The 25,840-nt window shown below is 68.8% G+C and carries 25 protein-coding genes; 23 read left to right on the top strand and 2 right to left on the bottom strand.

Features of this window, described 5'->3' with window-relative positions:
• The first annotated feature begins 40 nt into the window (after nucleotides 1-40).
• Together yihA and U5O44_RS00935 are read left to right on the top strand one after the other, a co-directional pair.
• Nucleotides 41-769, top strand: coding sequence for a ribosome biogenesis GTP-binding protein YihA/YsxC (gene yihA, locus U5O44_RS00940; protein WP_322586591.1), 729 nt, complete (start codon nucleotides 41-43; stop codon nucleotides 767-769).
• Nucleotides 753-1,802 (top strand): LacI family DNA-binding transcriptional regulator, encoded by a 1,050-nt coding sequence (locus tag U5O44_RS00935; protein ID WP_322586590.1) that lies wholly within the window; start codon nucleotides 753-755, stop codon nucleotides 1,800-1,802. Before yihA ends, U5O44_RS00935 begins: the two co-directional genes overlap by 17 nt.
• Here the strand turns inward: U5O44_RS00935 and U5O44_RS00930 are convergent.
• The gene (locus U5O44_RS00930) at nucleotides 1,799-4,066 is read right to left on the bottom strand and encodes a patatin-like phospholipase family protein (protein ID WP_322586589.1); all 2,268 of its coding nucleotides are present in this window, start codon (nucleotides 4,064-4,066) and stop codon (nucleotides 1,799-1,801) included. The two genes, U5O44_RS00935 and U5O44_RS00930, sit on opposite strands and share 4 nt — an antisense overlap.
• A gap of 182 nt (nucleotides 4,067-4,248) precedes the next feature.
• Here U5O44_RS00930 and U5O44_RS00925 point away from each other — a divergent pair, with 182 nt between their 5' ends.
• The 21 genes from U5O44_RS00925 (at nucleotide 4,249) to U5O44_RS00825 (ending at nucleotide 24,668) form a co-directional block, all read left to right on the top strand.
• Nucleotides 4,249-6,177, top strand: a complete 1,929-nt coding sequence (locus tag U5O44_RS00925; RefSeq protein ID WP_322586588.1) for a methyl-accepting chemotaxis protein — start codon at nucleotides 4,249-4,251, stop codon at nucleotides 6,175-6,177.
• Between the two features lie 157 nt (nucleotides 6,178-6,334).
• The gene (locus tag U5O44_RS00920; RefSeq protein ID WP_416222114.1) at nucleotides 6,335-7,879 is read left to right on the top strand and encodes a chemotaxis protein CheW; all 1,545 of its coding nucleotides are present in this window, start codon (nucleotides 6,335-6,337) and stop codon (nucleotides 7,877-7,879) included.
• A 33-nt stretch (nucleotides 7,880-7,912) separates the two neighbouring features.
• Nucleotides 7,913-9,001: a protein-glutamate methylesterase/protein-glutamine glutaminase gene (locus U5O44_RS00915; RefSeq protein ID WP_322586586.1), complete on the top strand. Its 1,089-nt coding sequence runs from the start codon at nucleotides 7,913-7,915 to the stop codon at nucleotides 8,999-9,001.
• Nucleotides 9,002-9,011: 10 nt separating this feature from the next.
• Entirely contained in the window at nucleotides 9,012-9,638 is a 627-nt protein-coding gene (locus U5O44_RS00910) for a HEAT repeat domain-containing protein (RefSeq protein WP_322586585.1), read from the top strand.
• Nucleotides 9,639-9,642: 4 nt separating this feature from the next.
• The gene (locus U5O44_RS00905; RefSeq protein ID WP_322586584.1) at nucleotides 9,643-10,506 is read left to right on the top strand and encodes a CheR family methyltransferase; all 864 of its coding nucleotides are present in this window, start codon (nucleotides 9,643-9,645) and stop codon (nucleotides 10,504-10,506) included.
• Nucleotides 10,503-10,934, top strand: coding sequence for a response regulator (locus U5O44_RS00900; protein ID WP_322586583.1), 432 nt, complete (start codon nucleotides 10,503-10,505; stop codon nucleotides 10,932-10,934). Before U5O44_RS00905 ends, U5O44_RS00900 begins: the two co-directional genes overlap by 4 nt.
• The gene (locus U5O44_RS00895) at nucleotides 10,931-11,554 is read left to right on the top strand and encodes an Hpt domain-containing protein (RefSeq protein WP_322586582.1); all 624 of its coding nucleotides are present in this window, start codon (nucleotides 10,931-10,933) and stop codon (nucleotides 11,552-11,554) included. Before U5O44_RS00900 ends, U5O44_RS00895 begins: the two co-directional genes overlap by 4 nt.
• 123 nt (nucleotides 11,555-11,677) lie before the next feature.
• Nucleotides 11,678-13,261 (top strand): chemotaxis protein CheA, encoded by a 1,584-nt coding sequence (locus tag U5O44_RS00890; RefSeq protein WP_322586581.1) that lies wholly within the window; start codon nucleotides 11,678-11,680, stop codon nucleotides 13,259-13,261.
• Complete coding sequence (locus tag U5O44_RS00885; protein ID WP_322586580.1) at nucleotides 13,261-13,497, top strand: hypothetical protein; 237 nt, start codon at nucleotides 13,261-13,263, stop codon at nucleotides 13,495-13,497. The genes U5O44_RS00890 and U5O44_RS00885 overlap by 1 nt, the downstream gene beginning before the upstream one ends.
• A gap of 30 nt (nucleotides 13,498-13,527) precedes the next feature.
• A complete protein-coding gene (locus U5O44_RS00880; protein ID WP_322586579.1) occupies nucleotides 13,528-13,893 on the top strand; it encodes a response regulator in 366 nt (121 codons plus the stop codon).
• Between the two features lie 7 nt (nucleotides 13,894-13,900).
• Nucleotides 13,901-15,112, top strand: a complete 1,212-nt coding sequence (locus U5O44_RS00875; protein ID WP_322586578.1) for a methyl-accepting chemotaxis protein — start codon at nucleotides 13,901-13,903, stop codon at nucleotides 15,110-15,112.
• A 16-nt stretch (nucleotides 15,113-15,128) separates the two neighbouring features.
• A complete protein-coding gene (locus tag U5O44_RS00870; RefSeq protein WP_322586577.1) occupies nucleotides 15,129-16,319 on the top strand; it encodes a methyl-accepting chemotaxis protein in 1,191 nt (396 codons plus the stop codon).
• A 51-nt stretch (nucleotides 16,320-16,370) separates the two neighbouring features.
• The gene (locus U5O44_RS00865; RefSeq protein ID WP_322586576.1) at nucleotides 16,371-16,748 is read left to right on the top strand and encodes a response regulator; all 378 of its coding nucleotides are present in this window, start codon (nucleotides 16,371-16,373) and stop codon (nucleotides 16,746-16,748) included.
• A gap of 19 nt (nucleotides 16,749-16,767) precedes the next feature.
• Nucleotides 16,768-17,631 (top strand): STAS domain-containing protein, encoded by an 864-nt coding sequence (locus U5O44_RS00860; RefSeq protein WP_322586575.1) that lies wholly within the window; start codon nucleotides 16,768-16,770, stop codon nucleotides 17,629-17,631.
• Between the two features lie 3 nt (nucleotides 17,632-17,634).
• A complete protein-coding gene (locus tag U5O44_RS00855; RefSeq protein ID WP_322586574.1) occupies nucleotides 17,635-18,057 on the top strand; it encodes an STAS domain-containing protein in 423 nt (140 codons plus the stop codon).
• Entirely contained in the window at nucleotides 18,038-18,442 is a 405-nt protein-coding gene (locus U5O44_RS00850; protein WP_322586573.1) for an anti-sigma regulatory factor, read from the top strand. The genes U5O44_RS00855 and U5O44_RS00850 overlap by 20 nt, the downstream gene beginning before the upstream one ends.
• A gap of 1 nt (nucleotide 18,443) precedes the next feature.
• Nucleotides 18,444-18,878 (top strand): ATP-binding protein, encoded by a 435-nt coding sequence (locus U5O44_RS00845; protein WP_322586572.1) that lies wholly within the window; start codon nucleotides 18,444-18,446, stop codon nucleotides 18,876-18,878.
• Nucleotides 18,875-19,522, top strand: a complete 648-nt coding sequence (locus U5O44_RS00840; protein WP_322586571.1) for a SpoIIE family protein phosphatase — start codon at nucleotides 18,875-18,877, stop codon at nucleotides 19,520-19,522. Before U5O44_RS00845 ends, U5O44_RS00840 begins: the two co-directional genes overlap by 4 nt.
• Nucleotides 19,522-20,871, top strand: coding sequence for a two-component system sensor histidine kinase NtrB (locus tag U5O44_RS00835; protein ID WP_322586570.1), 1,350 nt, complete (start codon nucleotides 19,522-19,524; stop codon nucleotides 20,869-20,871). The genes U5O44_RS00840 and U5O44_RS00835 overlap by 1 nt, the downstream gene beginning before the upstream one ends.
• Before the next feature lie 62 nt (nucleotides 20,872-20,933).
• Entirely contained in the window at nucleotides 20,934-22,181 is a 1,248-nt protein-coding gene (locus U5O44_RS00830) for an NAD(P)/FAD-dependent oxidoreductase (protein WP_322586569.1), read from the top strand.
• Nucleotides 22,182-22,283: 102 nt separating this feature from the next.
• Complete coding sequence (locus U5O44_RS00825) at nucleotides 22,284-24,668, top strand: putative bifunctional diguanylate cyclase/phosphodiesterase (protein WP_322586568.1); 2,385 nt, start codon at nucleotides 22,284-22,286, stop codon at nucleotides 24,666-24,668.
• On the opposite strand, the gene U5O44_RS00820 is transcribed toward U5O44_RS00825, so the two are convergent.
• Entirely contained in the window at nucleotides 24,652-25,821 is a 1,170-nt protein-coding gene (locus U5O44_RS00820) for a zinc-binding metallopeptidase family protein (RefSeq protein ID WP_322586567.1), read from the bottom strand. The two genes, U5O44_RS00825 and U5O44_RS00820, sit on opposite strands and share 17 nt — an antisense overlap.
• Between the last annotated feature and the right edge of the window lie 19 nt (nucleotides 25,822-25,840).

The following is a 25,840-nucleotide window of genomic DNA, read 5'->3' as shown; positions in this document are numbered from 1 at the left end:
GCAAAGGCAGACGTGAAACCTGAAGATTTTACAATGCCGAATGATGACCCCTCCACTTGCCCCTCTCGTCGGTGGCGCCGATGCCACGCGAACAGCCCTCGCCTGGACCCACACGGCCCGCTTTCTGACCACCGCGAGCCGTCTGGACCAGCTGCCGGCGCACGAATTGCCCGAGATCGCCTTCGTCGGCCGGTCCAACGCAGGCAAGTCCACCGCCATCAACACGCTGGCCCAGCAGCGCCAGCTGGCCTACGCCTCCAAGACCCCCGGCCGCACGCAGCACATCAACCTGTTCGAGGTCGGCCCGAAGGACGCCCCGCAGGCCTACTGGGCCGACCTGCCCGGCTACGGCTATGCGGCGGTGGCCAAGGCGGCCAAGGTGCGCTGGCAGGAGGTGATGGCCGACTACCTGCGCGTGCGGCGCAACCTGTCGTGCGTGGTGCAGATGGTGGATTCACGCCATGGCTTCACCGACCTCGACCGGCAGTTGCTGAATTTCGTCGCGCCGCGGCTGGCCAATGGCGAGGTGCGGCTGCTGGTGCTGCTGACCAAGGCCGACAAGCTCAACCGCAAGGAAGGCGCCGACGCGCTGCGCAAGGCCAAGGCCGTGCTGGCCGAGCTGTCCACCGACGAGTCCGTCATCCGCACCACGCTGTTCTCGTCGCTCAAGCGCCAGGGCGTGGGTGAAGTGGCGGAGATCCTGCACGACTGGGTGGTGACCCCGCAGCCCGCGCCTGAAGGAGCCCCTCTCCATGACCCTACCGCCTGAGCCCCTCCCCGTCGAACGCCCCGAACGCCAGCGGCTGCAGATGGCCGACATCGCCCGGATTGCCGGGGTGTCGGTCGCCACTGTCTCGCGGGCACTCAACGGCAGTCCGGAAATCAGTGCCGCGACCCGCCAGCGCATCTCGGACCTGGCCCGCTCGCTGAACTACACCATCAACGTCAGCGCCAAGAACCTGCGGCTGCGCCACAACAAGACGGTGGCGGTGGTGATTCCCTATGACCGGCGCTCGCGCCAGCATGTGTCGGACCCGTTCTTCCTGGCCATGCTCGGCAGCCTGGCGGACGCGCTGACCGACCGCGGTTTCGACATGCTGGTGTCACGGGTGGACGCCGACCGGCTGGAGCAGGCCTCGCAGGCGTGGGACACCGGCGCCGCGATGGGCGTGGTCCTGATCGGCCAGTGGCACAGCCACGAGCAGATCAACCAGATGGCCGGACGCGGCGTGCCGCTGGTGGTGTGGGGCGCGCAGATTCCCGTGCAGCGCTACTGCTCGGTCGGTGGCGACAACGCCACCGGCGGCTCGCTGGCCACGCAGCACCTGCTGGAGCGCGGTTGCCAGCGCATCGTCTTCATGGGCGACCCGGAACTGCCCGAGGTCGAGCAGCGCCGGCGCGGTCATCGGCAGGCGCTGGCAGACGCCGGCCTGGCGCCCATACCGGAGCTGGAGCTGCACACGCCATTCGATGCCAGCCAGGCGCGGGCCGACCTGTCCCGGCTGATCGAGTCCGGCGTGGCCTTCGACGCGGTCTTCGCCTGCTCGGACGTGCTGGCGATGGCGGTGGTGCAGGTGCTGCGCGCGCATGGCAAGGACGTGCCACGCGACGTGGCCGTGGTCGGCTACGACGACATCGAGTGGGCCAGCCACGCCTACCCCCCGCTGACCACCATCCGCCAGCCGGTGTCGGTGGCGGGCATCGAGATCGTCAACGCACTGCTCGACATCGTCAGCGGCGAAGACGTGCCGCCGCGCACGCTGGCCGTGGAGCTGGTGATCCGGCGCAGCTCGCTGCGCTAAGGCCGCCCCAGCACCAGCGACACCCCCGCACGCCCACCCGGCGCCCAGGTCATCCCGAGGTAGAGCGGCCCCAGCCCGGTGTCGGCCCCCAGAAAGACGCTGCTGCCCCAGCGCAAGTCACGCAGGCTGACCCCGCGCGACGAGATCCACGCATTGCCCGCCTCCAGCGTCGCGCCGGCGAACACCCCGCGCGTCAGCACCGGCTGCCGGTTCAGCCGCACCAGCCAGGTCAGCCGGCCGAGCAGCGCGTCATTGCCCGCGAGCTGGTCGATCTCGTACCCCGAGAGGTTGTGGAAACCGCCCAGCGTGTACTGGCCGACCTGTCCAGGGGCCTCGCGCTGGCGGGCGTGGCGCAGGCGCAGCGTGGTCTCGACCGTCTGGCGCCCACGGCTGGCGACCTGCGTCACATCGGCCTCGATGCGGTGAAAGCGGTCGCTGCGCGCGCCGTCACCCGTGTCCGACAGCCAGCGACGGCCCAGCTGCGCGCCCAGGTCCAGACGCCAGCCCTGCCGCGGAAAGCTCGCATGGTCCAGCTGGTCGATCACCAGCCCGCTGCGCAGCGCCCACTCTCGGCTGCGTCCGGCCACGAGGCTGGGGCTGCCGGCCAGGGCCTCGGGGTCCAGGCGCATCACCTCGCGCACCACCCCGATCCGCCACTCGCCCAGGTCGCTCAGCGGCTGGCCGAGGTCCAACCCGACCCGGAACTGCCCGCGCACCTGCCGGCCCAGCACCGCCAGCGCGCGCGCGTTCTGGTCCGGCTGCAGCGGCTCGTAGGTGGTCATGCGGCGGCGCTCGACCTCCGTCCAGCCCGCGAGGAACCAGTCGCTGGCCGGCCCGCTGCCCGCCCCGAGCGGCACGTACAGCTCGCTGAACCAGCGCGGCACCGAGCCGATCTGGGCCTGGTTGCGCCACTCGCTGCCGCTGTCGTCGAGCCAGTGGCGGTTGTGGCTGAGCTTGACGTTGAACTCGCCGCGGCCGGCGAAGTCGCTCTGCACATCCAGCCCGAGCCGGAAATAGTGCGGCCCCCAGGGCTTCTCCTCGACACGGAAGACCAGCCCCGTGCCGGCAGGCAGGTCTTCGAGGCGGTAGTCGACGTGCAGGTAGTCGCCGCTGGCCGCGAGCGTGCGACTGTCGCGCTCGGCACGTTCGACGGAGAACGGCTGACCGGGCAGGGCCGTCAGCAGGCCGCGCAGGCGCTCGGGCTCGGTGATGTCCTGGCCCTCGAAGCGCACCGAGGCGATCGACTGCGGCGGATCGGCCGGGCGTGCCTGGGCGCGGCGCACCGCCTGCCAGTCCAGATCACCCAGCCGCAGCGCGGCCAGTGACGGCATCAGCGCGGCGGCGTGCTGCTCGCCGGCGGCGATCAGGTCGGCGGCGCGGTCGAAGTCGCCCGATGTCAGCCGACCCAGCGGCGGTGCGATCAGCACGTCACGCGCCGGGTCGAGCGTGGCGAGCGAGCGCTGCACGTTCTGCTCGGTGAGGATGTTGACCATCTGCGAGGTCAGCCCGAGCACCGTGCCCAGGCTGTCGCGCCCGGCCAGCGGCGTGCCGATGTTGACGGCGATCACCAGGTCCACGCCCATCGCCCGCACGACGTCCACCGGCAGGTTGTTGACCAGCCCGCCGTCGCCGAGGATGCGGTGGTCGACCTCGGTCGGCGGGAAGATGCCGGGCACCGACATGCTCGCCCGCAGCGCCTGCGCCAGATCGCCCTGCCGGAAGATCACGGCCTCGCCGGATTCCATGTCGGTGGCCACCGCGCGGAACGGGATCGGCAGCGCGTCGAAACTCGGCAAGCGTCGCACCGGCAGCGTGTAGCGCCGCAGCAGCAGTTCCAGCCCGCGGCTCGACACCGAGCCGATCGGCAGCATCAGCTCGCCCGAGGCCCGGCCGATGCCGACCTCCAGCGCGGGCGAGATCTCGAAATCCTCCTCCTTGCGGCGCTGGCCGAGTGTCTCGCGCGGCAGGCGGTTGGCGAACAGCGCGGCCCAGTCCAGCGCCAGCAGCTCGCGCTCCAGCTCGGCAGCGCCCAGGCCGCTGGCGTAGAGGCCGCCGATGATCGCGCCCATCGAGGTGCCGGCGATGGCGTCGACGGGGATCTGCTCGCGCTCCAGCACCTTGAGCACGCCCACATGGGCCAAGCCGCGCGCGCCGCCACCCGACAGCACCAGGCCGATGCGCGGGCGACCCAGCGTGGGGCCGACGTCGGCGGATTCGGCCGCTGCGCTCCCGACCAGCCCGAGCCAGGCAAGTACCAGTACCACCGGACATGACCAACATCTATTCATGGGCGAATTGTGCCGACAGCCCCAGTCCGTTCGGTGCCATGAAGGACAAACACCGTCCACATCACAAGATCAGCTTTTTGCCACGGTGCTGCAATCGTCCGACTGATTGACCCTGGAGTGGGTCACCTCGTCACCTCGTCACTTCACTCGGAGCCCTCATGGCGCTGGTCATCAAACATCGAGAATCCGCACAACCCGCCGTGGCCACCCCCGTGGTCGCCAAGGGGTTGACCCGCAGCATGACGCGCGATGCGGAAGCCAACCGCAAGCGTGCCCGCACGATGGCCAAACAACAGCAGGCCGCCGAGCGGGTGGCCAGCGCGACCAGCCAACTGTCGGCCGGCATCAACGAGGCGGCCTCCGCCTCGGAAGAACTCAAGCGCGCCTCCGACCTGATCGCCAGCGGTGCCGAGGAAGCCTCGGGCGCGGCCCAGGAATCGCTGGCTGCCATCACGCAGGTCTCCAGTTCGATCGTGCGCCAGCTCAGCTCGGTCAACGTGGCGCAGTCCAAGGCGCAGAGCATGCAGGCCATGACCGGCCGCATCGACGGCGAGGTGCGTAGCACGGTCACCAACGTCACCCTGGCCGCCCGGCGCCAGGCCGAGTCCGTGAAGATGGTGGCCGAATTGGAGCGCCAGGCGGCCAACATCGGCGATATCGTCAAGGCCGTGGCCCGCATCGCCGACCAGACCAACCTGCTCGCCCTGAACGCCGCCATCGAAGCGGCTCGCGCCGGCCAGCACGGCAAGGGCTTCGCCGTCGTCGCCGACGAGGTCCGCACGCTGGCCGAAACCAGCGAGAAGAGCGCCAAGCAGATCCAGGACCTCGTGGGCCAGATCCAGGGCGAGGTCAAGACCATCGCCAGCGGCATCAACCAGTCGGCCGACGCCATCCAGACCGAGGTCGAGAAAAGCGGCACGATCCTGAAACAACTGGAGCAGATCCGCGTCGATGCGACCGAGATCGTCACCGGTTCGGCCGAGATCGCGTCCGCCGCCCAGCAGTCCAGCGTCGCCGCCCAGCAGGCCCTCAAGGGAGCGGAGCAGATCGCCGCGGCGTCCACGGAGCAGTCGTCGGCGTGCGAGGAAACTGCCAAGACCGCCGAGGAGCAGAGTGCCGCCCTGGCCGAATGCGAGCAGACCGCGCAGAACCTGTCCGAGATCGCCGACGACCTGAAGAACTCGTCGGACATCGGCAAGAGCGCCGAGGAAGTGGCCAGCGCCGCCGAGGAACTCTCCAACGCGGTCCAGGAGATCAACCGCTCGGCCGCCCAGATCATGGTGGCCCTGGAGCAGATCCGCAAAGGCGCCCAGGCGCAGGCATCGGCCACGACGGAATCCGCCGCAGCCGTCGTGCAGATCGAAAAAGGGGCCCAGATCGCCGAGGAGCGGGCCCGCACCGCCCGCGAACGCGCAGGCGCCATCAAGGGCTTGATGGGTGAAAACCGCACCCTGATCGACAGCCTGGTCGGCAGCATCACCTCCAGCGTCAGCTCGACCCGCACCAGCCTGCAGCAGATCAAGGAGCTGGAGCTGGTCAGCCGCAAGATCGACAAGATCGTGGACGCGATCACCCAGGTCTCGATCCAGACCAACATGCTCGCCGTCAACGGCTCGATCGAAGCCGCCCGCGCCGGCGAGTACGGCAAGGGTTTCGTCGTCGTGGCCACCGACATCCGCAACCTCGCCCACGACTCGGCCGAGAACGCCGACCGGATCAAGGACCTGGTCAAGAGCATCCAGGACCAGATCGGCATGGTCGGCCGCGACCTGACCGAGATCACGGCCTCCGCCCTCAGCGAAGTGGACAAGGCCCGCTCGATCACCAACAACCTGGTGCTCATGGACGCGGACGTGATCGAAGTCGAGAAGAGCAACGCGGAAGCCGCCCTCGCCGCGCAGGAGATCGTCACCGCGCTGGCACAGGTGAAGGTGGCCGTCGACCAGGTGGCCTCGGCCGCCCAGGAGGCCGAGCGCGCCGCCGAGCAGGCCGCCACCGCCGCCAAGCAGCAGTCCCAGGGCGCCGAAGAGCTGTCGGCGGCCATCGAGGAAATCGCCTCGCTGGCCGACGAACTCCAGAGCAACTGAGCCCCGCCTTCCCACCGAAACGTCCGATGAAGGAGGCGCTCCCGTGCCTGTCACCGACTTTGAGACGGCTCACGAGGCCGGCTCCGACCACCGACCCGATGAGGTGACCGCCACCGTGCAGGGTCACCAGTTCGTCACGTTCTCCGTGGCGGACGAGATGTTCGCCGTGCCGATGGCGCCTGTGCAGGAAATCATCCGGGTACCCGAAGTGGCCCGGATGCCACTGACTCCTGCCGCGCTGGACGGGCTGTCGAACCTGCGCGGCCGGGTGCTGCCCATCATCAACCTGCGCCGGCTGTTCAACACCGCCGAGCGGGTCAACGACGACTCCAGCCGCGCCCTGGTGATCAACCTCGGCCAGTCGCTGGGCTTTGTCGTGGACCGGGTCTCCAGCGTGATCAGCATCGATGCGGGCGACATCGAGCCCGTGCGGGCGATCCAGTCGGTCGTGCAGGCCGACTACCTCACGGGCGTGATCAACCGGACCGGACCGGACGGCCAGCGCCAGTTGCTGCTGGTGCTGGACTTCGCGCGGCTGGTGCAGCAGCACTTCACGCAGATCGCCACCCGCCAGACCAGTGGCGCACGCCACCCGGTCGATCAGGGCGGACCGGCCGACACGGACAGCGAACACGCCTCGGACGACCTGCGCCTGGTGAGCTTCACGGTCTGCGACCAGGAATACGCCATCGACATCGCCGATGTGCAGGAAATCGTCCAGGTGCCCGGCACGATCACCGCCGTGCCCAACACGCCCGCGCACGTGCTCGGGCTGATCTCGCTGCGCCAGCGGCTGCTGCCGCTGGTGAGCCTGCGCACGCTGTTCGACCTGGCGCCGGCCGAACTGACCGAACACCACCGCATCGTGGTGGTGGCGCTGCCCGGTGGCGGCCAGATCGGGCTGGTGACGGACTCGGCCAAGGAGGTGCTGAGCGTGCCGCGCAGCCAGGCCGACGCGATGCCCGGCCTGCTGGCACGCGACGAGCGGCTGCAGGAGTTCTCGTCGATCTGCCGGCTCGACAACGGCCGGCGCCTGGTGTCGATCATCGCCACCGACAAGCTGCTGGGCATGCCCGCCATCAGCGAGGCCCTGCAGATCTCCAGGACCGATCCGGTCCCTCACGACCTCACGCCCGACACCGACATGAACGCCTTCGCCAACGCCAGCAAGCAGTCCGACGATGACGATGCCCAGGTGGTGATCTTCCGGCTCGGCGCCGAGGAATTCGGTGTGCCGATCATGAGCGTGCAGGAAATCGTCCGGCTGCCGGACACGCTGACACGGGTGCCCAAGACACCGCGTTTCGTCGAAGGCGTCATCAACCTGCGCGGCACGGTGTTGCCAGTGATCGACCAGCGCACGCGCCTGGGCATGCCCGCGATCGAGCGCAACGACCGCCAGCGCATCATGGTCTACACCCTCAACGGCCTGCGCACCGGCTTCATCGTCGATTCGGTGGCCGAGGTGCTGCGGATCCCGCGCCAGCACATCGCCCCGGCACCACAGCTCTCCGACGAGCAGATGAGCCTCATCGGCCGGGTGGCCAAGCTGGATGGCGAACGGCGCCTGGTGATGCTGATCGACCCGAACCAGTTGCTGGCGGCACGGGAAATCCATGCCATGAACACCCTCGCCGATGTGACGGCAGAGCATTCGCCGTCACACCAGGACGCGCCGCACCGACTGGCGCGGGCCGCCTGAGCCGCCCATGGAGACCTGCAGGAGCACCACGACATGTCCAAGGTTCTCGTCGTAGACGATTCGGCGCTGATGCGGCGCCTGCTGAGCACGGTGCTGACCCAGGAAGGCCACGAGGTCACCACGGCCCGCAATGGCAGGGAAGGCGTCGAGCGGCTGGTCGAGTGGCAACCGGACGTGGTCACGCTCGACATCAACATGCCCGAGATGGACGGGCTGACCGCGCTGTCGCTGATGATGCAGGCGCGGCCGACGCCGGTCGTGATGGTGTCGTCGCTGACCGAGCAGGGCGCCCAGGCCACCATGGAAGCCCTCGCGCTGGGCGCGGTGGACTTCATCGCCAAGCCCGGCGGCACCATCTCGCTGAGCATCGACGAGATCGCGCACCAGTTGCTGCAGAAAGTGCGCACCGCCGCGCGCTCGCACATGCGCAGGCCGTCGGTGCGCCCCGCCCTGGCGCCGCGTCCGGCCAGCGCACCGAAACCACCGCCCGCGCGAACAACCACACCCACCGGCGCTCGGCTCGGCACCAGTGCGTCCGCCTTGCCGGGCCTGGTCGTGATCGGCGTCTCCACGGGCGGTCCGCGCACGCTGGAAGACATCCTGCCGCAGTTGCCGGCGAACTTTCCCTGGCCGGTGCTGCTGGCCCAGCACATGCCCGGCAACTTCACCCAGGCGTTCGCGCAGCGCATGGACCGGCTGTGCGCCCTGCAGGTCCACGAAGCCTCGACGCAGATGCCCATCGAACCCGGCCACGTCTACATCGGCCGCGGCGACACCGACATGGTCGTGGTCGAGCGCCTCGGGCGGCTGGTGGTCCAGCCGCGCCCGGAAACACCCGGGCACCTCTGGCACCCCTCGGTGGACGTGCTCATGGAGAGCGCGATGCGGGTGATGCCGGCCCAGAAACTGGTCGGTGTGCTGCTGACCGGCATGGGCTACGACGGCGCGCGCGCGATGGCCGAACTCAAGTCTGCCGGCGGACGGACGATTGCAGAGTCAGAAGAGACCGCGGTCGTCTTTGGCATGCCGTCGGAGCTGATCGAGCGAGGGGGGGCCAGCGTGGTGCTGCCCTGTGGTGACGTGACCCGCCAGCTGCGTCACTGGATCCAGAAAACTGCATGAGGGCCACTTGATGGGACTGCGCAAGAACTCCGAACTCGAACCGCTGCGCCCGGTCGTCGACCGGGCACTGCCCCGTGACGCTCAGGGCCTGATCACCCAGTTGCGCAGCCCCGACGTCGAACTGCGGCGCTGGGCGGCACGCGACCTGGCCGCCCACCCCGAATCCGTCCGCGCACTCGGGACACACCTGCAGCAGGAGCAGGACAGCAGCGTGCGCGAGGCCCTGTTCACCTCGATGGGCACCATCGCCACGCAGGACAGCGTGAGCGCGCTGCTGCCGCTGCTGCGCCGCGATGACGCGCAGTTGCGCAACCGGGCGATCGAGACGCTGGCCAGCATGCCGCGCGCCGTCGCGCCCCGCATCGCCGCACTGCTGGGCGATGCCGACGTGGATGTCCGGATCTTCACGGTCAACCTGCTCGGCGAACTTCGTCATGAGCAGGTCACGCAGTGGCTGCTGGGCGTGCTGGCGCACGACCGGGATGTGAACGTGGTGGCCGCGGCCATCGATGTACTGGCCGAGGTGGGCGAGCCCGAGCATGTGGCCGCCCTGCGTGCCGCCCGTCAGCGATTCGCCCAGGACCCGTTCATCGGCTTTGCCGCGGACGTGGCCATCGCCCGCATCGAATCTCCCTGACGCCATGAAAACCGCCGTCACCCAACCCGTCATCTCGGATTCGGATTTCCTCAAGTTCAGGGAATTCTTCTACCGAAAAACCGGCATCCACTTCGAGGACAACAAGCGCTACTTCGTTGACAAGCGGCTGGTCGATCGCATGGAGGCCACCGGGGCTGACAACTTCCGCGCCTACTTCATCGCCCTGCGCTTCGAGGCGGACGGCGCCGAGCTGCAGCAGCTGGTCAACTCGATGACGGTCAACGAGACCTACTTCTTCCGCGAGTTCTACCAGTTCGACTGTCTGGTCAAGGACATGCTTGCCGAGGTGGTGCGCCACAAGCGCCCGGGCAGCCGCATCCGGATCTGGTCGATCCCGTCGTCCACGGGCGAGGAGCCGTACTCGATCGCGATCTACCTGCTGGAGCGCTGGCCGCTGATCGACCAGTACGAGGTGGAGATCCTGTCGTCGGACATCGACACGACCGTGCTGAGTGCGGCGCAGCGCGGGGTGTACTCGGCGCGCTCGGTCGGCCAGCTGCCCAAGCCCTACCTTGAAAAATACTTCCGTCGCCGCTCGGACAACGAGTTCGAGATCTCGCGCGACCTGGTGGCGGCGGTGGACTTCAGCCGCGTCAACCTCAGCGACGCCAATGACACGCGCCGGTTCCGCGACATCGACGTCATCTTCTGCCGAAACCTGCTGATCTATTTCGACGACCTGTCGCGCCGCCTGGCGGCCGAAGCCATGTACGACGCCCTGTCGCCGGGCGGCTTCGTCTGCCTGGGCCACTCGGAATCGATGAGCCGCATCTCTTCGCTCTACACCGTGCGCCGCTTCCCGGACGCGATGGTCTACCAGAAACCCATGTCGGGGAACCGCTCATGAAGAACATCCTCGTGGTCGATGATGCCGCCACCGTGCGCATGTACCACCGCAAGATGCTCGGCGACGCCGGCTGGCATGTCGAGGAGGCCGTCAACGGCCTCGAAGCGCTGGAGCGGGTGATGAATCAGCCGCCGGACCAGCCATTCGATCTGTACGTGGTGGACATCAACATGCCCAAGATGGACGGCTACACCTTCGTGCGGGAGCTGCGGCGCCTGCCCCACGGGGCTCTCGCCCCCGTGCTGATGGTGTCCACCGAAGCGCAGCCCCAGGACGCCCTGGCCGCCGAGGAAGCTGGTGCCAACGGCTACCTCATCAAGCCCGCCCGGCCACAGGGACTGGTGCTGACCGCCGCCCTGATGCTCGGAGATGTCCAGGTGGCACGGCGAACGGCCGAGGCCCAATCGTTTCAAGGAGTGCGGGCATGAGCCTGAATTCGACCGAACTGCTCGATCAGTTCATTCTGGAATCACGCGAATGCCTGGAACGTGTGGGCCAGCGGCTGCTGGATGTGGAGAAGGCGCCGCAGGACACGGACCTGCTCAACGACCTGTTCCGGCAGGTCCACACCCTGAAGGGCAACTGCGGGCTGTTCGAATTCAAGGCGCTGGAACTGGTGGTCCATGCCGGTGAAGACGTGCTGGACCGCATCCGCAACGGCCGTCTGTCGTACAGCGCCTCGATTGCCGACGCACTGCTGGAGGCGATGGACTACACCGCCTCGCTGATCGACGTGATCGAGACCGAGGGGGCCCTGCCCGACGGCACGCAGGACCGTGCGCGCCTGCTGGCCGCTGCACTGCGGGACAACATCAGCGAGCCGGTCACCGCCCCTTCGCCTGAACAGCTCCCAGCCAGCCGCACCTCGGCGACGCTGGCGGCACCGCACTGGTCCACCCGGCTACACGCCCAGTGGCAACAGCCCGGGCGGGTGCTCGTGCGCTACGTGCCCGAGGTGACGTGTTTCTTCAAGGGCGAAGACCCCTGGCACCTGGCGCGCGCGACGCCGGGGCTGCTGCACCTGAGCGTGCAGCCGAACACGCCTTAGCCAGCGCCCGAGCAGCTCGACTGCTACGCCTGCAACCTGGACCTCTGTCTGGTCAGCGAAGCACCCCTGGCGGAGATCGAGGCCCACTTTCGCTATGTGCCGGAGCAGACGGACTGCTGGCAGGTGCCGGCCCCACCGGCACCTGCCCTGCCGACAGCGCAGGCCCAGGCGGCTGCCGTCGCCCATGTCCCGGCACTCCACGCGGACCTGCTGAACACGCGGATCCAGCAGATGTGGGATGACCAGCACCGGTTGCTGAGCCGTGCCGGGGTGTCGGCGGGCACGGTAGCCGCCACGCGGCAGACGCTGGCGAACCTGCTGGCCTGCCGCGATGACCACGCGGTCGTCGGCCAGGCCCGCGCGGCGCTGCACAAGCTCGCCCCCGGCCCGGTGCCGCTGGCCCAGTGGGCACAGCAGTACCACCCCCACGGGCACAGCCAGACCTCGCCTTCAGGCCACGCGCAGACCACGCCGCAGCCCCCCCGCCGCAACCCGAACCATCCAGCCGCCGAAGACGGCTCGGCCGAACGCGGCCAGAAAGTCCTCAAGGTCTCGCAGGACAAGATCGACCGGCTCATGGAGTTGATCGGCGAGATGGTGGTGGCCAAGAACGCCCTGCCCTACCTGGCCACGCGAGCCGAGTCGCTGTTCGGACAGCGCGAACTGGCGCGCGAGATCAAGACCCAGTACTCGGTGATCAACCGCATTGCCGAGGACATGCAGCACGCCATCATGCAGGTGCGCATGCTGCCGGTCGGCATCATCTTCCAGCGCTTCGGCCGGCTGGTGCGCGACCTGAGCAAGAAGCTCGGCAAGGACGTCAGCCTGGTCATCGAGGGCGAGGACACCGAAGCGGACAAGAACGTCATCGAATCGCTGGCCGACCCGCTGATCCACATCCTGCGCAACAGCCTGGACCATGGCCTCGAGACCCCGGAGGTGCGGCTGGCTGCGGGCAAGCCGGCCCAAGGCACGCTGCGTGTCGTGGCGCGCCAGGAGGGCGACCGTGTCATGCTGACCATCAGCGACGACGGCACGGGGATCGACACCGACCGCGTGCGCCTCAAGGCGGTCGAGCGTGGCCTGATCCCCGCCGACCGGGCCTCCAGCCTGACCGATGCCGAGGCGGTGCAACTGGTCTTCCTGCCGGGTTTCTCCACGTCCGACGCGATCTCGGACCTGTCCGGGCGCGGCGTCGGCATGGACGTGGTGCGCAACGCGGTCGAGCGCATCAACGGCCAGGTCGAACTCGACAGCATGCGCGGCCAGGGCACCACGGTGCGGCTGACATTGCCGCTGTCGATGGCGGTCACCAACGTGATGATGATCGAGGCCGGCGAGCGCCGGTTCGGCGTGCCGATGGACCTGATCGTCGAGACGGTGCGGGTGCCAGCCGAGGACATCCACCACTTCAAGCGCACGCAGACCACCGTGCTGCGCGGGCGCATCGTGCCGCTGCGGGCGCTGAGCGACCTGCTGGGCTTCGACTGCGCGCCCCGACTGAACGAGGACGGCGAACTGGCCGTGCTGGTGGTGCGGCTCGGCAGCGAGAACGTCGGCTTGCTGGTGGACAACTTCCACGGCACCTCCGACATCATCCTCAAGCCGCTCGAAGGCGTGCTGGCCGGCATCACCGGGTTTGCCGGCACGGCCCTGATGGGCGACGGCAGCGTGCTGATGATCCTCAACCCCAAGGAGCTTGTCTGATGGGCATCCGGTATCTGAAGAAGTCGGCCACCCTGCAAGGCCAGGTGAGTGCGGAAGACGCGGAACCGCTTCTGGAATGGCTCAAGTCCCACCCTGGATCGGCCGTAAACGTGACGCGGTGCCAGCAGATGCACACGGCCGTTCTGCAGGTCTTGCTGGCGCTGCGACCACGGATCACCGGCCAGCCGGCGGACCCGTGGCTGCAGGCCGTGCTGGCCACCCCTCAACCCACCTGACTTGCACCCCCGCACCAACCGAGAGTTCCGATGAAACACGTCTTTCTGGTCGATGATTCCGCCACCATGCTGATGAGCCTGAAGGGCACGCTGGAAATCAGCGGCTTCAAGGTGGACACCGCAGGCGATGGCCAGGCGGCACTGGGCAAGCTCAAGGCCGGCCTCAAGCCCGACCTCATCATCACGGACATCAACATGCCCAGGATGGATGGCATCGAGCTGATCCGCGAAGCCCGCAAGCTGCTGCGCTTCACGCCCATCCTGGCGCTGACCACCGAAAGCCAGCAGGGCAAGCGCGACGAGGCCAAGAAAAACGGCGCCACCGGCTGGCTGGTCAAGCCGGTGGGCGGCGCCGATCTGGTGAAGGTCATCAAGCAGGTCCTTCCGGGCGCATGAGTGCGGCATGAAGATCCCGGACACGCCTACGGTCGCAGCATTCTGGCGTCGCCTCACCTGGCGTGACCTGGGGGTGCTGTTCGTCAGTGTGCTGAGCTTGCTGATCCACCGCCTGTGGCCCGAGTTGCTGGGGTGGGACGGCGTGATGGCCATGGTCAGCGGTTTGCTGGCCGGCATCGTGCTGGGCCGACTTCACAAGCCGCTGGCGGGCATGGGCAAAAGCGAAGCCCATCATGTCGTGGCGCAGGACATCGGCACCCTCCACCAGGCGCTCCGCATCCTGGAGTCGCAGGTCTCGACGACGATCCAGACATCAGAGCAGGCCGTGCTGTCGATGATGGAGCGCATGCAGCGGGTTCACGGCAACGTGCTGCAACTGCACGAGCGCATCCTGCAGGCGGTGGGACATTCCCAGTCCCTGTCCGCCAGTTCGCTGTCGGGCGTGGACCGCCACACGCAGGCCGTCAACACCCTGGCCGCGCACCAGAAAGCGTCCGAGTCGGCCCAGCTCGAGAACCACCACCGGGTGCGGACCGTGGCCCGGCAGGTTCGCCAACTGATGCCGCTGGCGGAGCTGATCTCGAACATCTCGCGCCAGACCCACCTGCTGTCGCTCAATGCCTCGATCGAAGCCGCCCGTGCCGGTCAGGAGGGCGCCGGCTTCAAGGTGGTCGCTGCCGAAGTCCGCAACCTCTCGGCCCAGACAGAGGAAGCCGCCTCGCAGATCACCAAGGGCATCATGGCCGCCGCCGAGCAGATCGACCGGGAAATGGTCGCGGCCGAGTCCATGCGCGCGGGCGACACCCACCAGCAACTCGGCGAGATCGCCCACCAGATCGAGCTGATGAGCCGTACGCTGTCCGACGCCGTGCCTTACCTGAGCGAACTGTCAGACACCATGGACTCCGGTATCCAGCACATGACCCGGGACGTCATCGACACGCTGGGCGACATGCAGTTCCAGGACATCAACCGCCAGATGCTGGAGCAGGTGAACAGCGCCCTGGGCAGTCTGTCCGATCATTTTGCGCAGCTCTACCAACTGATCGACGGACAGGCCCCACCCCCACCGGTCCAACTGAAAGAATTGGTGACTCTCTGGACCGAAAGCTATGTGATGCAAAGCCAGAGGAGCACCCACCAGCAGGCGGAATCGAATGGCAAGCCCGTCGCCCCCATCCAGAGCAGCTTGATGGCACCACCCATCGAGCTGTTCTAGCCCAAGGTAGTCCGCCATGACACACCACCGTTTCACGGAGGCTGCACTCATCCTCAAACGATTTCCGCCCCTGGAGCAGGTGCTGGTGCTCATCGGACTGGGCGGCACGGGGCTGGTCATCAGCGATCTGCTGCACAACAGCCTGGTCTCGGCATCTCCCTTGGGCGGGCTGCTGTTGGCCGGCTCTGGGGCGCTGTTCTGGTGGAGGGCTCTTCACCACCGGCCCCGGCACCCGGCCACGGACCCTCTGGAGACGACGCCCATGCCGCTCCAGAGCCTGGCAGCACTGGACCAGGAAATGCTGCGGCAGCTCGACCGCGCGGTCAGCCTGTCGGAGACCTCTTCGCTGAACACCGTGAACCAGGTGACCGACCTGCACAGGCTGTCCGGTCGGCTGATCGACTACCTGCAGACTGCCAAACGACAGAGCGTCGAGATGCAGTCGATGATCGAACTCAATGGTTCGATCGCGACAGAGTTTTCCAACTTCGTTCAGGCCCTGCCGGAGCAGATCGCGCAGGAACGCGCCTATCTGGAGCACCTGGTCGCCGAGGTGGGGCAACTGTCGTCGATTTCCGAAACCATCCGCGACATGGCGCGCCAGACCGAGATCCTGTCGATCAATGCCGCCATCGCCGCCGCCCATGCCGGCGAGGCGGGCCGTGCGTTCTCGGTGCTGGCCAGCGAAGTGCGGCGGCTCGCGTTGGAGTCGAGCAACTCCGCCAAGCACATCGAACAGAACATCCGCCATCTGGTGGATACCGTGCAGGCGCGTCTGGCCGGCGAGTTCGCCCAGCGCATGCAGCACAACGAGCAGGAAGTCTCCCGGTTGCTGACGCTGACCGGCAAGTTCGACGAGGGCTACCTCGACATGCGCCAGTTCTACGCGATGTTGCTGACCGCCATCACCGAGCACAACACCGAGCTCAGCCGGGGCATCCTGTCCCTGCTGGATGCAGGGCAGTACCACGATGTGTTCAAGCAGATCATCGGTCGGCAGGCCCCTGTCTTCGAGCAGCGGCATGCGCTGCTGGCGCACCGGCTCACCCAGGCTGGCAGTGGACAGCCCGATCTGGCGGCACTCGACGCCGACGCACGGGCACTGCTGGACCAGTACCTGCACACCGAGGCGGCGCACAGCCCTCCTGTCCCCCACACAGGCGATGCTTCAGGCGGGACAGTGTCCCGGCACATCGAACTGTTCTGACCTCCCGGCCCCTCGCCCTCGTCTAGCCTACACACCCCTGGCCACACCACCATGTCCACGATCCTGCTTGTCGATGACGATGTCCTGCTGCGCGACACCGTGCGCCAGTTGCTTGAACTCGATGGCCACCAGGTCATCGATGTGGCCGACGGCGCCGCCGGTCAGCAGTACCTGGCCCGGCATGCCTCCAGCGTGAACCTCGTGATCACCGACATGCTGATGCCGGTGATGGATGGGGCGCAATTCATCGTGCATCTGAAGCAGACCCACCCGCGTCTGCCGGTGATTGCCATCTCCGGCGGGCGCCGCACGCTGTCGCCCCAGTTCAATCTCGACACGGCCAATCTGCTCGGAGTGGCAAAATCGCTTCCCAAACCTTTCGGTCGCGAGGCCTTGCAGGCCGCCGTCCGTTCGGTGCTCCCGCCCTGAATTCCGGAATGGATCCTCCATGCCCTCGCCTTCCGCAGCGCAAGCGCTGCAGCAACTGATCTCGGATCACCACGACGCACTGCTGACGGACTGGAAGGCGAGACTGGGCATCGCCACGCTGACCCGCTCGGAAACAGACACCCTGCACGTCGAGATGAACGAGTTGCTGGACGCCCTGCGCCATGCCCTCGGACAGACCGACCCGCTGGAAACGGCCGCCGCCCAGCAGCAGCTCGACGGCGTGCTGCGCTCGGCCAGCCAGGTGCGCGCCGCGCGTGGCCAGGCGCCCGAAGCCTCCGTCCGGTTCGTCCAGTCGTGCAAGGACGCCCTGCTGGCGCGGTTGATGGCGACGGACGCCGGCGACCCAGCGCGGCAAACCGAAGCGCTGTGGCGCCTGCAGACCATGCTCGACCGCTGCGTGATGACGCTGGTGTCGCAGTTCGTCGCCACGCGCGAATCGGTGATCCGCAGCCAGGCACAGTCGCTGCTCGACATGTCCACGCCGGTGATCACGCTGTGGGACTCGATCCTGCTGCTGCCGCTGGTGGGCATCGTCGATTCGGTGCGGGCGGTGCAGGTGGCCGAGCGACTGCTCGAAGCCATCGGCCGCACCGAGGCGGAGGTCACGCTGATCGATGTCACCGGCGTGCCCGTGATGGACACCAGCGTCGCGCGGCACCTGCTGCGCACGGTGGCTGCGGCCGAGATGCTCGGCACCCAGGTGATCCTGACCGGCATCAGCCCGAGCACGGCGCTGACCATGGTCAAGCTCGGCATCGACCTGTCCGCCGTGCCGACCCGCGGTTCGCTCAAGGCCGGCGTCATCCTGGCCCTGCGCATGACCGGACGCCAGTTGAGCGGCCATCAGCAGCAGGGGGGCTGACCGATGCGCGTGCCTCTGCTCCGACTGAACGCGCACACGCTGATCGTGCCGCTGCACGCAGATGTGGATGACGAGGGAGTGCTCAGTTTCCAGAGCGACCTCACCGAACGGGTGGCACAGGACCAGGTCCGCGGCGTCGTGATCGACGTCAGTGCGCTGGACGTGGTCGATTCGTACATGGCGCGGGTGCTCAACGACACGGCCCGCATGCTGCGGATCCTGGGCGCCTGTGTCGTGGTCTGCGGTGTGCAGCCGGCGGTGGCACTGACGCTGGTGGAGATGGGCCGCAACCTGGTCGATGTCCCGACCGCCTTCAACCTCGAACGTGCGCTGGTCAGGCTGGAGCGCTTGATTGCCGCCACCGATGCCGGCAGCCGACTCACGGGACACCGCACAGGAGCGCCTGATGAGTTCGCAAACGATTGAGCTAGCGAACAGCGCCGATCTGCTGCGCGCCCGGCTGGCCGCGCGCGCCATGGCCAAGGAGATCGGGCTCGGCGTGATGGACCAGACGCGCTTCGCCACGGCGGTGTCCGAGCTGAGCCGCAACGCGCTGGTGTACGCCTCGGGCGGCCGGTGCGAGCTGCGCGACCTCTCCGACCACGCCCAGATCCGGCTGCAGGCCGAGGTGCGCGACAGCGGACCCGGCATCGAAGACCTGCAGCAGGCCATGAGCGACGGGTTTTCCACCAGCGGCAGCCTGGGCGCCGGACTGCCCGGCACCCAGCGGCTGGTGGACCACTTCGACATCCAGTCGGGCACAGGCGGCACCGTGGTGAGCATCCAGATCGTGCGCCGGCGCCGGCACTGAAATGACGCGCCCACACGGTCACCTCCAGGACACCACTGTCTGTTCGGTGGAACGCGAGACCGACGTTCCGCACGTCGTGGCCGCCTCCCGCCAGTTCTGCCTCGCCCACGGCCTGTCTCCGCTGCTGGCCGCCCATGTCGCGACCGCCGCGTCGGAGCTGGCCAACAACCTGTGGATGCACACCACCCGCGGCGGCACGATCACGCTGCGCCTGCTGACCCAGCCGACCCGCCGCGGGGTCGAGCTGCTGTCCGGTGACGAGGGGCCGGGCATCGTGGATCTGGCCCTGGCGCAGCAGGAGGGCTACAGCACGGGCGGGGGCCTGGGCTGTGGCCTGCCGGGTGTGCAGCGTCTGATGGACGACTTCGAGATCCGGTCGACGCCCGGCCTCGGCACCTGGGTGAGGGCCTGCAAGTGGGCGAAGCTCGGCACATGACCGCGCTGCGGTGGGCCAGCCTGAGCCGGCCGATCGCAGGCGAGACAACGTGCGGCGATGTGGTGGCCATGGTGATGACCGCACCGCCTGCGCCCGGCGGGCACTGGCTGGCGGTCATCGACGGGCTCGGCCACGGCCCCGACGCGGCGCTGGCCGCCCAGACCGCCCGGCACCGCCTCGAACAGTCCGCGCACCACCCCGGACTGGCGGGCCACCCGGACCAGATGCTGCTGCACCTGGACATGGCCCTGGGGGCCACCCGGGGCGCAGCCATCGGGCTGACCTGGATCGCACAGGGCCGGCTGCGCCATGCCGGTGTCGGGAACACTCGGGCCTTGCGCTGGCGCGCGGGCCAGACACTGCGGTTGCCCTCGTCCTACGGCATCGTCGGTGAGGGTCGGCTCGGCGCGGGCCACGGCAGCCACCGGGTGACGGTGCTGGACATCGATCTGCAGCCCGGCGACTGGATCCTGCTGTTCACCGACGGACTGGACGAGTCGCTGACCGTGGGCGTGATGCTGCCCGAATGGGTCCGCGAACCCGAACGGCTGTGCGAGCACCTGATGACACGCGGACACCCGGCGCGCGACGACGCCGCCGTGCTGGTCGCCCACGTTCAACCGGACCTGAACGGATCGATGTGATGCTGGAATCACTGGCGCCGACCTACCGCGGGCTGTTCGAGCGCTACCTCTGCGCAGGCGATGACCTGCAGCGCGAGGATGTGCTGCTGGCCGCCAGCGAGCTGGCCAAGTCACTGCTGCCGCATGTGATCTCGCTCGACGACATGCTCGGCCTGCACCAGCGCACCCAGGCGCGGCTGGCCGAGGACTGGCGCACGGCCCCCGCCGGCAGTCCGCACGCACAGGCCCACGGGCGACTGGCCGCAGGCGACGCGACGCCGCTGATGCTGGCCGCGATGCTGCCCCGGCAACTGCAGGAAGCCCGCGAGGCGCGCAGACGCTGGCAGGAAGAGCACGGCAAGGTGCTGGTCATGTTCGAACAGACCGACGACTTCGTGCTGGTGTTCGACGCACAGGGACAGCTCGACTACCTCAACCCCGCCTTCCGGCGCGCGACCCACTGGCGACTGCACCAGGCGCGAGCCCGACAGGCCGACCTGTGGCCCACGGCGCTGCCCGCACAGCACACCGGCCACTGGACCACCGAACAGGCCTGCGCCGACGGCACCCGCTTCCCTGCCACCTGGTCGATCTCGCCGATCCGGGACCAGGACGGCCAGTTGCTCAGCCACGTCTGCATCGGGCGCGACATCACGCCGCTGCGGCGCCTCGAAGAGCGCGTGCGGCAGAACGACAAGCTGCGCGCCGTCACGACCCTGGCTGCCGGGGTCGCCCACGACTTCAACAACCTGCTGGGCTCGATCATCGGACTGGCCGAACTGTGCGCCCTGCAGGCCGAGGCCGGATCGCTACAGGCCCGCAACCTGGGCGGCATCCTCCAGGCCAGCCACCGCGCCGCCGGGCTGGTGAAGGAGCTGCTGAACTTCGCGCGCGAAACGCCGCTGCAGCGCCAGCCCGTCGCGCTGGGTGAATGGCTGCACCACTGCGAGCCACTGCTGGCGGTCAGCCTGCCGCGCCACGTGCCGCTGCGGATCGAACTGCGGCAGGACGCCGTGGCCATGATCGACGCGGCGCGGATCGAGCAGGTGCTGCTCAACCTGGTCAAGAACGCCGGCTACGCGATGCGTGAACGCCCTGGCGAGGTGCGGCTGGTGGTGGACCGGGTCTGCACGCAGGAGCATCCCGAGGCCGCCCGGATCCAGGTCATCGACCAGGGTGAAGGCATCTCGCCCGACGATCTGCCGCACATCTTCGATCCGTTCTTCACCACCAAGCCCACCGGCGACGGCTCTGGGCTAGGGCTGTCCGCCGCCCACGGCATCGTCCGCCACCATGGCGGGCAACTCGAAGTCGCCAGCACCCCCGGGGTCGGCACCGCCTTCACGCTGCTGTTGCCACTGGGCGGGTAAGCATACGACCGGGCAGCCGGTCCGGACGACTTCTAGAATCCGCAGGCCCTCCGGAGTCCTCGATGTCCCAGCCTGCCACCACCGCTCCTGCCCTTGCCACACTCACTTCATCAACCTTGCCCGCCACCTGCGACGCCCTGGTCATCGGCGCAGGCCCCTCCGGCAGCGCCTGCGCGGCCACGCTGGCCGCGGCGGGCTGGTCGGTGTGCCTGGTCGATCAGCACGACTTTCCACGCGAGAAGATCTGCGGCGACGGCCTGATCCCGGACGCGCATGCCGCGCTGCGGCGCCTGGGCATGCTCGACGAGGTGATGGCTCACGCCGAACACGTCGGCCATGTGCGCTGCGTGGCGCCGCGGGGCGGACAGGTCGATGTGCCGGGGACGCTGGCCGTGCTGCCGCGGCGCACGCTCGACTGGCTGCTGGTGCGCCATGCGCAGCGCCAGGGCGCGCGGCTGGTGACGCCGGTGAAGTTCGAGGCGGTGATCGAGGAAGACGGCCGCGTCGTCGGTGCCCGGCTGCGCCAGGGCGAGGCGCGGCATGAGGTCCGGGCCCGCTGGGTGGTGCTGGCCACCGGCGCGGGCGTGCAGCCGCTGGTGGCCACGGGGCTGTGTACACGGCGCACGCCCAGCGGCATCGCCCTGCGCGGGTATGTGCACAACCCCTCGCTGGCGGGCCGGCAGACGACGATGGACGTGGTCTGGGACCGCGCACTGCGGCCGGGATATGGCTGGATCTTTCCGTGTGGCCACGACACCTACAACATCGGTGTCGGGGCCTTTTTCCGCCAAGGCCAGGCGGCCGACGCCAACCTGCGCCAGATGTTCGACGACTTCACCCGCGTCTACGCCCCGGCCCGGGCGCTGATGGACGGCGGCACGCTGCAGGGTGACCTCAAGGGCGCACCGCTGCGCTGCACGCTCGAAGGCGCCGAGAGCGGCCGGCCCGGCCTGCTCGCCACCGGGGAGACGCTTGGCTCGACCTACGATTTCACCGGGGAAGGCATCGGCAAGGCGCTGGAAACCGGGCTGATGGCCGCCGATGCGCTCCTGGAAGGCCGCCGCAATGGCCTGGACGAAGTGGCCGTGCGCCAGCACTACGCCCGGCAACTGGCCACGCTGCGTCCCAAGTTCGCGCTCTACGAAAAGGCCAATACCGTCAACCGCCACCCCTGGCTGGCCGACCTGGTGATCTGGCGTGCACAACGCAGCGCCTCGCTGCGGCGGCGCATGAGCGGCGTGCTGGACGAGACCTCGAATCCGGGCCATCTGCTCTCGCTGCGGGGCGCCATGCGCCTGCTGACCGGCTGACCGGCGGCCCTGTCGGCACACACATCCCGGACTGCGCATTTCAGTCGGTGGCTGCCGTGCCGATAGCGTTCGCAGGTGCCACCCCTGCAGGCACCGGACACGATGACACGCTTGCCCGAAGCCCCTGCCAAAGCCTTGTCTGCCCCGACCGCCCTCCGGTCGGGCGCAGGCGCAGGCGCGGATGCCGCTGCGGATCTCGGCGCAAACCCCACGACAGACTGGGACACGCTGCTGCTGCTGACCCACTACCGGCACACGCCGCAGGCGGTGCTGTCCGGCATGGTGCTGTCAGCGCTGATCGCGTTCGTGCTGTGGGATGTCGCGCCGCATCCGGCCCTGTCCCTGTGGCTGGCCGGCGTGCAGACCATGATGGTGCTGCGCCTGCTGGTGACCCGCTGTTTCCTGCGGGGCGGGGGCCGCGAGCGCTGGTCGCTGCAACACTGGTACCGGATCACGCAGCTCCAGACCATGCTGAGCGGGCTGAGCTGGGGCGCGCTGGGCCTGTTCTACGCCGTGATCGAGGATCCGCTGTCGCGCACCGCCGTGGTGATGACGCTGATGGGCGCCTGTGCCGGCAGCGCCGCGCTGATCGGTGCGATCCGCGGCACGCTGAGCACCTTTGGCGCGCTGGCCATGGGGCCGCTGATCTGCGTGCTGCTGACACGCGGCGATCTGACGCAGTCCTACATGGGCGCCGCGCTGGTCTATTACGTCTACCTGGTGATGATCAAGGGCCCGGCCCGCATCAGCCACGCGATGGCCGCCCAGCACGCCGACCGCTGCGACCGCGACCGGCTGGTGGCGCGGCTAGAGGACGCCGAGCGGGTCGGCCAGATGGGCCACCTGGTCTGGAACGAAGCCAGCCGGACCTCCACCCTGTCCGCCGAAGCGCAGCGCCAGCTGGGGTTCGACAGCGCAACCGTCCAGAGCGCACGCGAAGTGTGGAGCCGTGTCATCGCGGTCGACCGGCCGCGGGTCATCCAGCTCTCCAGCGCAGCCGTGGCGCGCGGTGACCGGGAACTGCGCTTCGACACCACGGTCCACGGCCCCTTTGGCACACGCGATCTGCGGGTGGTCCAACGCTTCGACTACGACGCCCAGGGCCGGCATGTCCAGACGCTGACCACCACCCAGGACATCACCGAGCTGAAGACCACCCAGCGCGAGCTGCACACGCTGGCCTTCGAGGATGTGCTGACCGGGCTGGTCAACCGGGCCGGCTTCACGCAGCGGCTGCGCGAGCGGCCCGTGCAGGCCGTGCTGATGCTGGACCTGGACCACTTCAAGTACGTCAACGACACCCTCGGACACGCCACCGGCGACCGGCTGCTGGTGATGATGGCGCAGCGCCTGGGCACCTGCCTGCGCAGCCAGGACACGGTGGCGCGGCTCGGGGGCGACGAGTTCGCCGTGCTGATCCACGACGCGGTGGACCATGCCCAGCTCGACCGCATCGCCCGGCGGCTGGTCGAGGCGCTGTCCGCCCCCTGCCGCATCGACGACCACGACATCTTCGTCTCGGCCAGCGTCGGCATCGCGGTGCGCAGCCCCGACGCTGGCCCGCACGCCGCCACCGACCCCGACACGCTGATGCAGCAGGCCGACACCGCGCTGTTCGCCGCCAAGGCCAGCGGACGCTCGCGCCACCAGTTCCACTCCGAAGACCTCAGCCAACGCACCCGAGACCGGGTCACGATGGAAGCCGACCTGCGCCGCGGCCTGGCCGAGCGGCAGTTCAGCGTCCATTTCCAGCCCAAGGTCTCGCTGGCCGATGGCCGCATCGTCGGCGCCGAGGCCCTGCTGCGCTGGCACCACCCGGAACGGGGTCCGATCTCGCCGGAGGAGTTCATCCCGGTGGCCGAGGACAGCGGACTGATCGTGGCCATCGGCACCTGGGTGCTGCGCGACGCCTGCGCCGCGGCGGCCGACTGGAACCGCGCCCGCGCACCAGACGAGCCGCCGCTGTGCATCGCGGTCAACCTGTCCCCGCGCCAGTTCCTCAACCACGACCTGATCGGCACCGTCACCAGCGCCCTGTCGCGCACCGGCTGCCGCCCCGAGTGGATCGAGCTGGAGATCACCGAGCGGCTGCTGCTGGACGAACGCGGCCAGGCGGGGGAGACACTCGACGGCCTGCGCGCCATGGGCCTGACGCTGGCCATCGACGACTTCGGCACCGGCCACTCCGCACTCAGCTACCTGACCAAGTACCCGATCAGCACGCTGAAGATCGACAAGTCCTTCATGCGCGACATCACCACGCGCAGCGACCAGGCCGGCATCGTGCGGGCCATGATCTCGATGGGCCACAGCCTGCAGCTCGGGCTGGTCGCCGAAGGGGTGGAGACGCCGGAGCAGGCCCGCTTCCTGCACGAACATGGCTGCGAGCTGGCCCAGGGCTGGCTGTTCGGCCGCCCGATGCCACGCAAGGACTTCACGGCCCTGCTGCTGGCACGGGCGGCGGTGGCGCTCAGGCCGACCGCGTGACCACCCGGTGCACCAGGTGCAGCTTGCGCACCGCGGCCTGGTTCAGCACGAAGGGGTAGAAGTCCGGCTGGCCCATGCTGCGCGAGAGTTCGTTGAGCAAGGCGGTCAGCTCGACCCAGGCGTTCACCAGGCGCAGGAACTCGGCATCCGGCTGCATCAGCACCGCCTCGTCGAAGGGTTGCACATCGACCTCGACATCGTCCGCGTCCAGCCCGAAGCTCAGGCCCGTGTCGAGCGCATCGACCATGTGCAGGTAGTGCGCCCAGGTCTCGGCCCAGTCCTCCCACGGGTGGCAGCTCGCGTAGGCGCTGACGTGCCAGTCGGCCCAGTCCGGCGGCGGGCCGAGCCGGTAGTTGCGCTCCAGGGCGGCGCGGTAGTCGGCGCGCTCATCGCCGAACATCTGGCGGAAGGCGGGCAGCCAGTCGGTGCCCGCCACCAGGCGGTCCCAGTAATAGTGGCCAACCTCGTGGCGGAAATGGCCCAGCAATGTGCGGTAGGGCTCGCGCAGGCTGGCGCGGATGTACTCGCGGGTGGCGTCATCGGCCTCGTCGACATTGAGCGTGATGATGCCGCCGGCATGGCCGGTGAGCACGGGCTGGCCCTCCACCGGGCGCAGGAAATCGAAGGCCAGGCCACGCTGCGTGTCCTCGCCACCCGCGCCGGCCAGCCGCGACTGCACCGGCAGGCCGAGCGCCAGCAGCTGCGACACCAGCCGCCGCTTGGCCTGCTCGATCAGCGCCCAGTCGCGCCGGTTGTCGGCCAGGGTCTGGTCCGGAATGACGCGGTTCAGGCGGCAGGCGACACAGAACGACGGCCGCGCACCCGCCCCGTTGCGCTCCTCGTCCGGCACGAGCCAGTTGCAGTTGGCCGCGGACACCGCGTTGGCGCAGCGGTGGAAGCGCCGCGGGCTGCGCAGGTGCAGCGACGACCCCGGCCGGGCCTCGGTCAGCATCTCGCCGCGCACGTCCAGCGCCAGCAGCCGCCGCTGTGCCGGTTCGTAGCCCAGCGCACGGCCACACGACAGGCAGCCGCTGTTGCGGAAGAACACCGGCGCGCCGCACAGGCAGCGGAACGCCCGCAGCGTGCGCGGCTGGCGTTGCGCGCGCCAGCGGTCGGCCAGGTGGCGGCCGAGCTGGGTCAGGAAAGCGTCCATCGATCGACTCCCGGGAATG

The sequence above is a fragment of the Sphaerotilus sp. genome (assembly GCF_034519685.1).
Taxonomy (GTDB): Bacteria; Pseudomonadota; Gammaproteobacteria; order Burkholderiales; family Burkholderiaceae_C; genus Sphaerotilus.
Note: the sequence above shows the minus strand (reverse complement) of the source record. Positions and strands in the feature narration are given on the sequence as shown.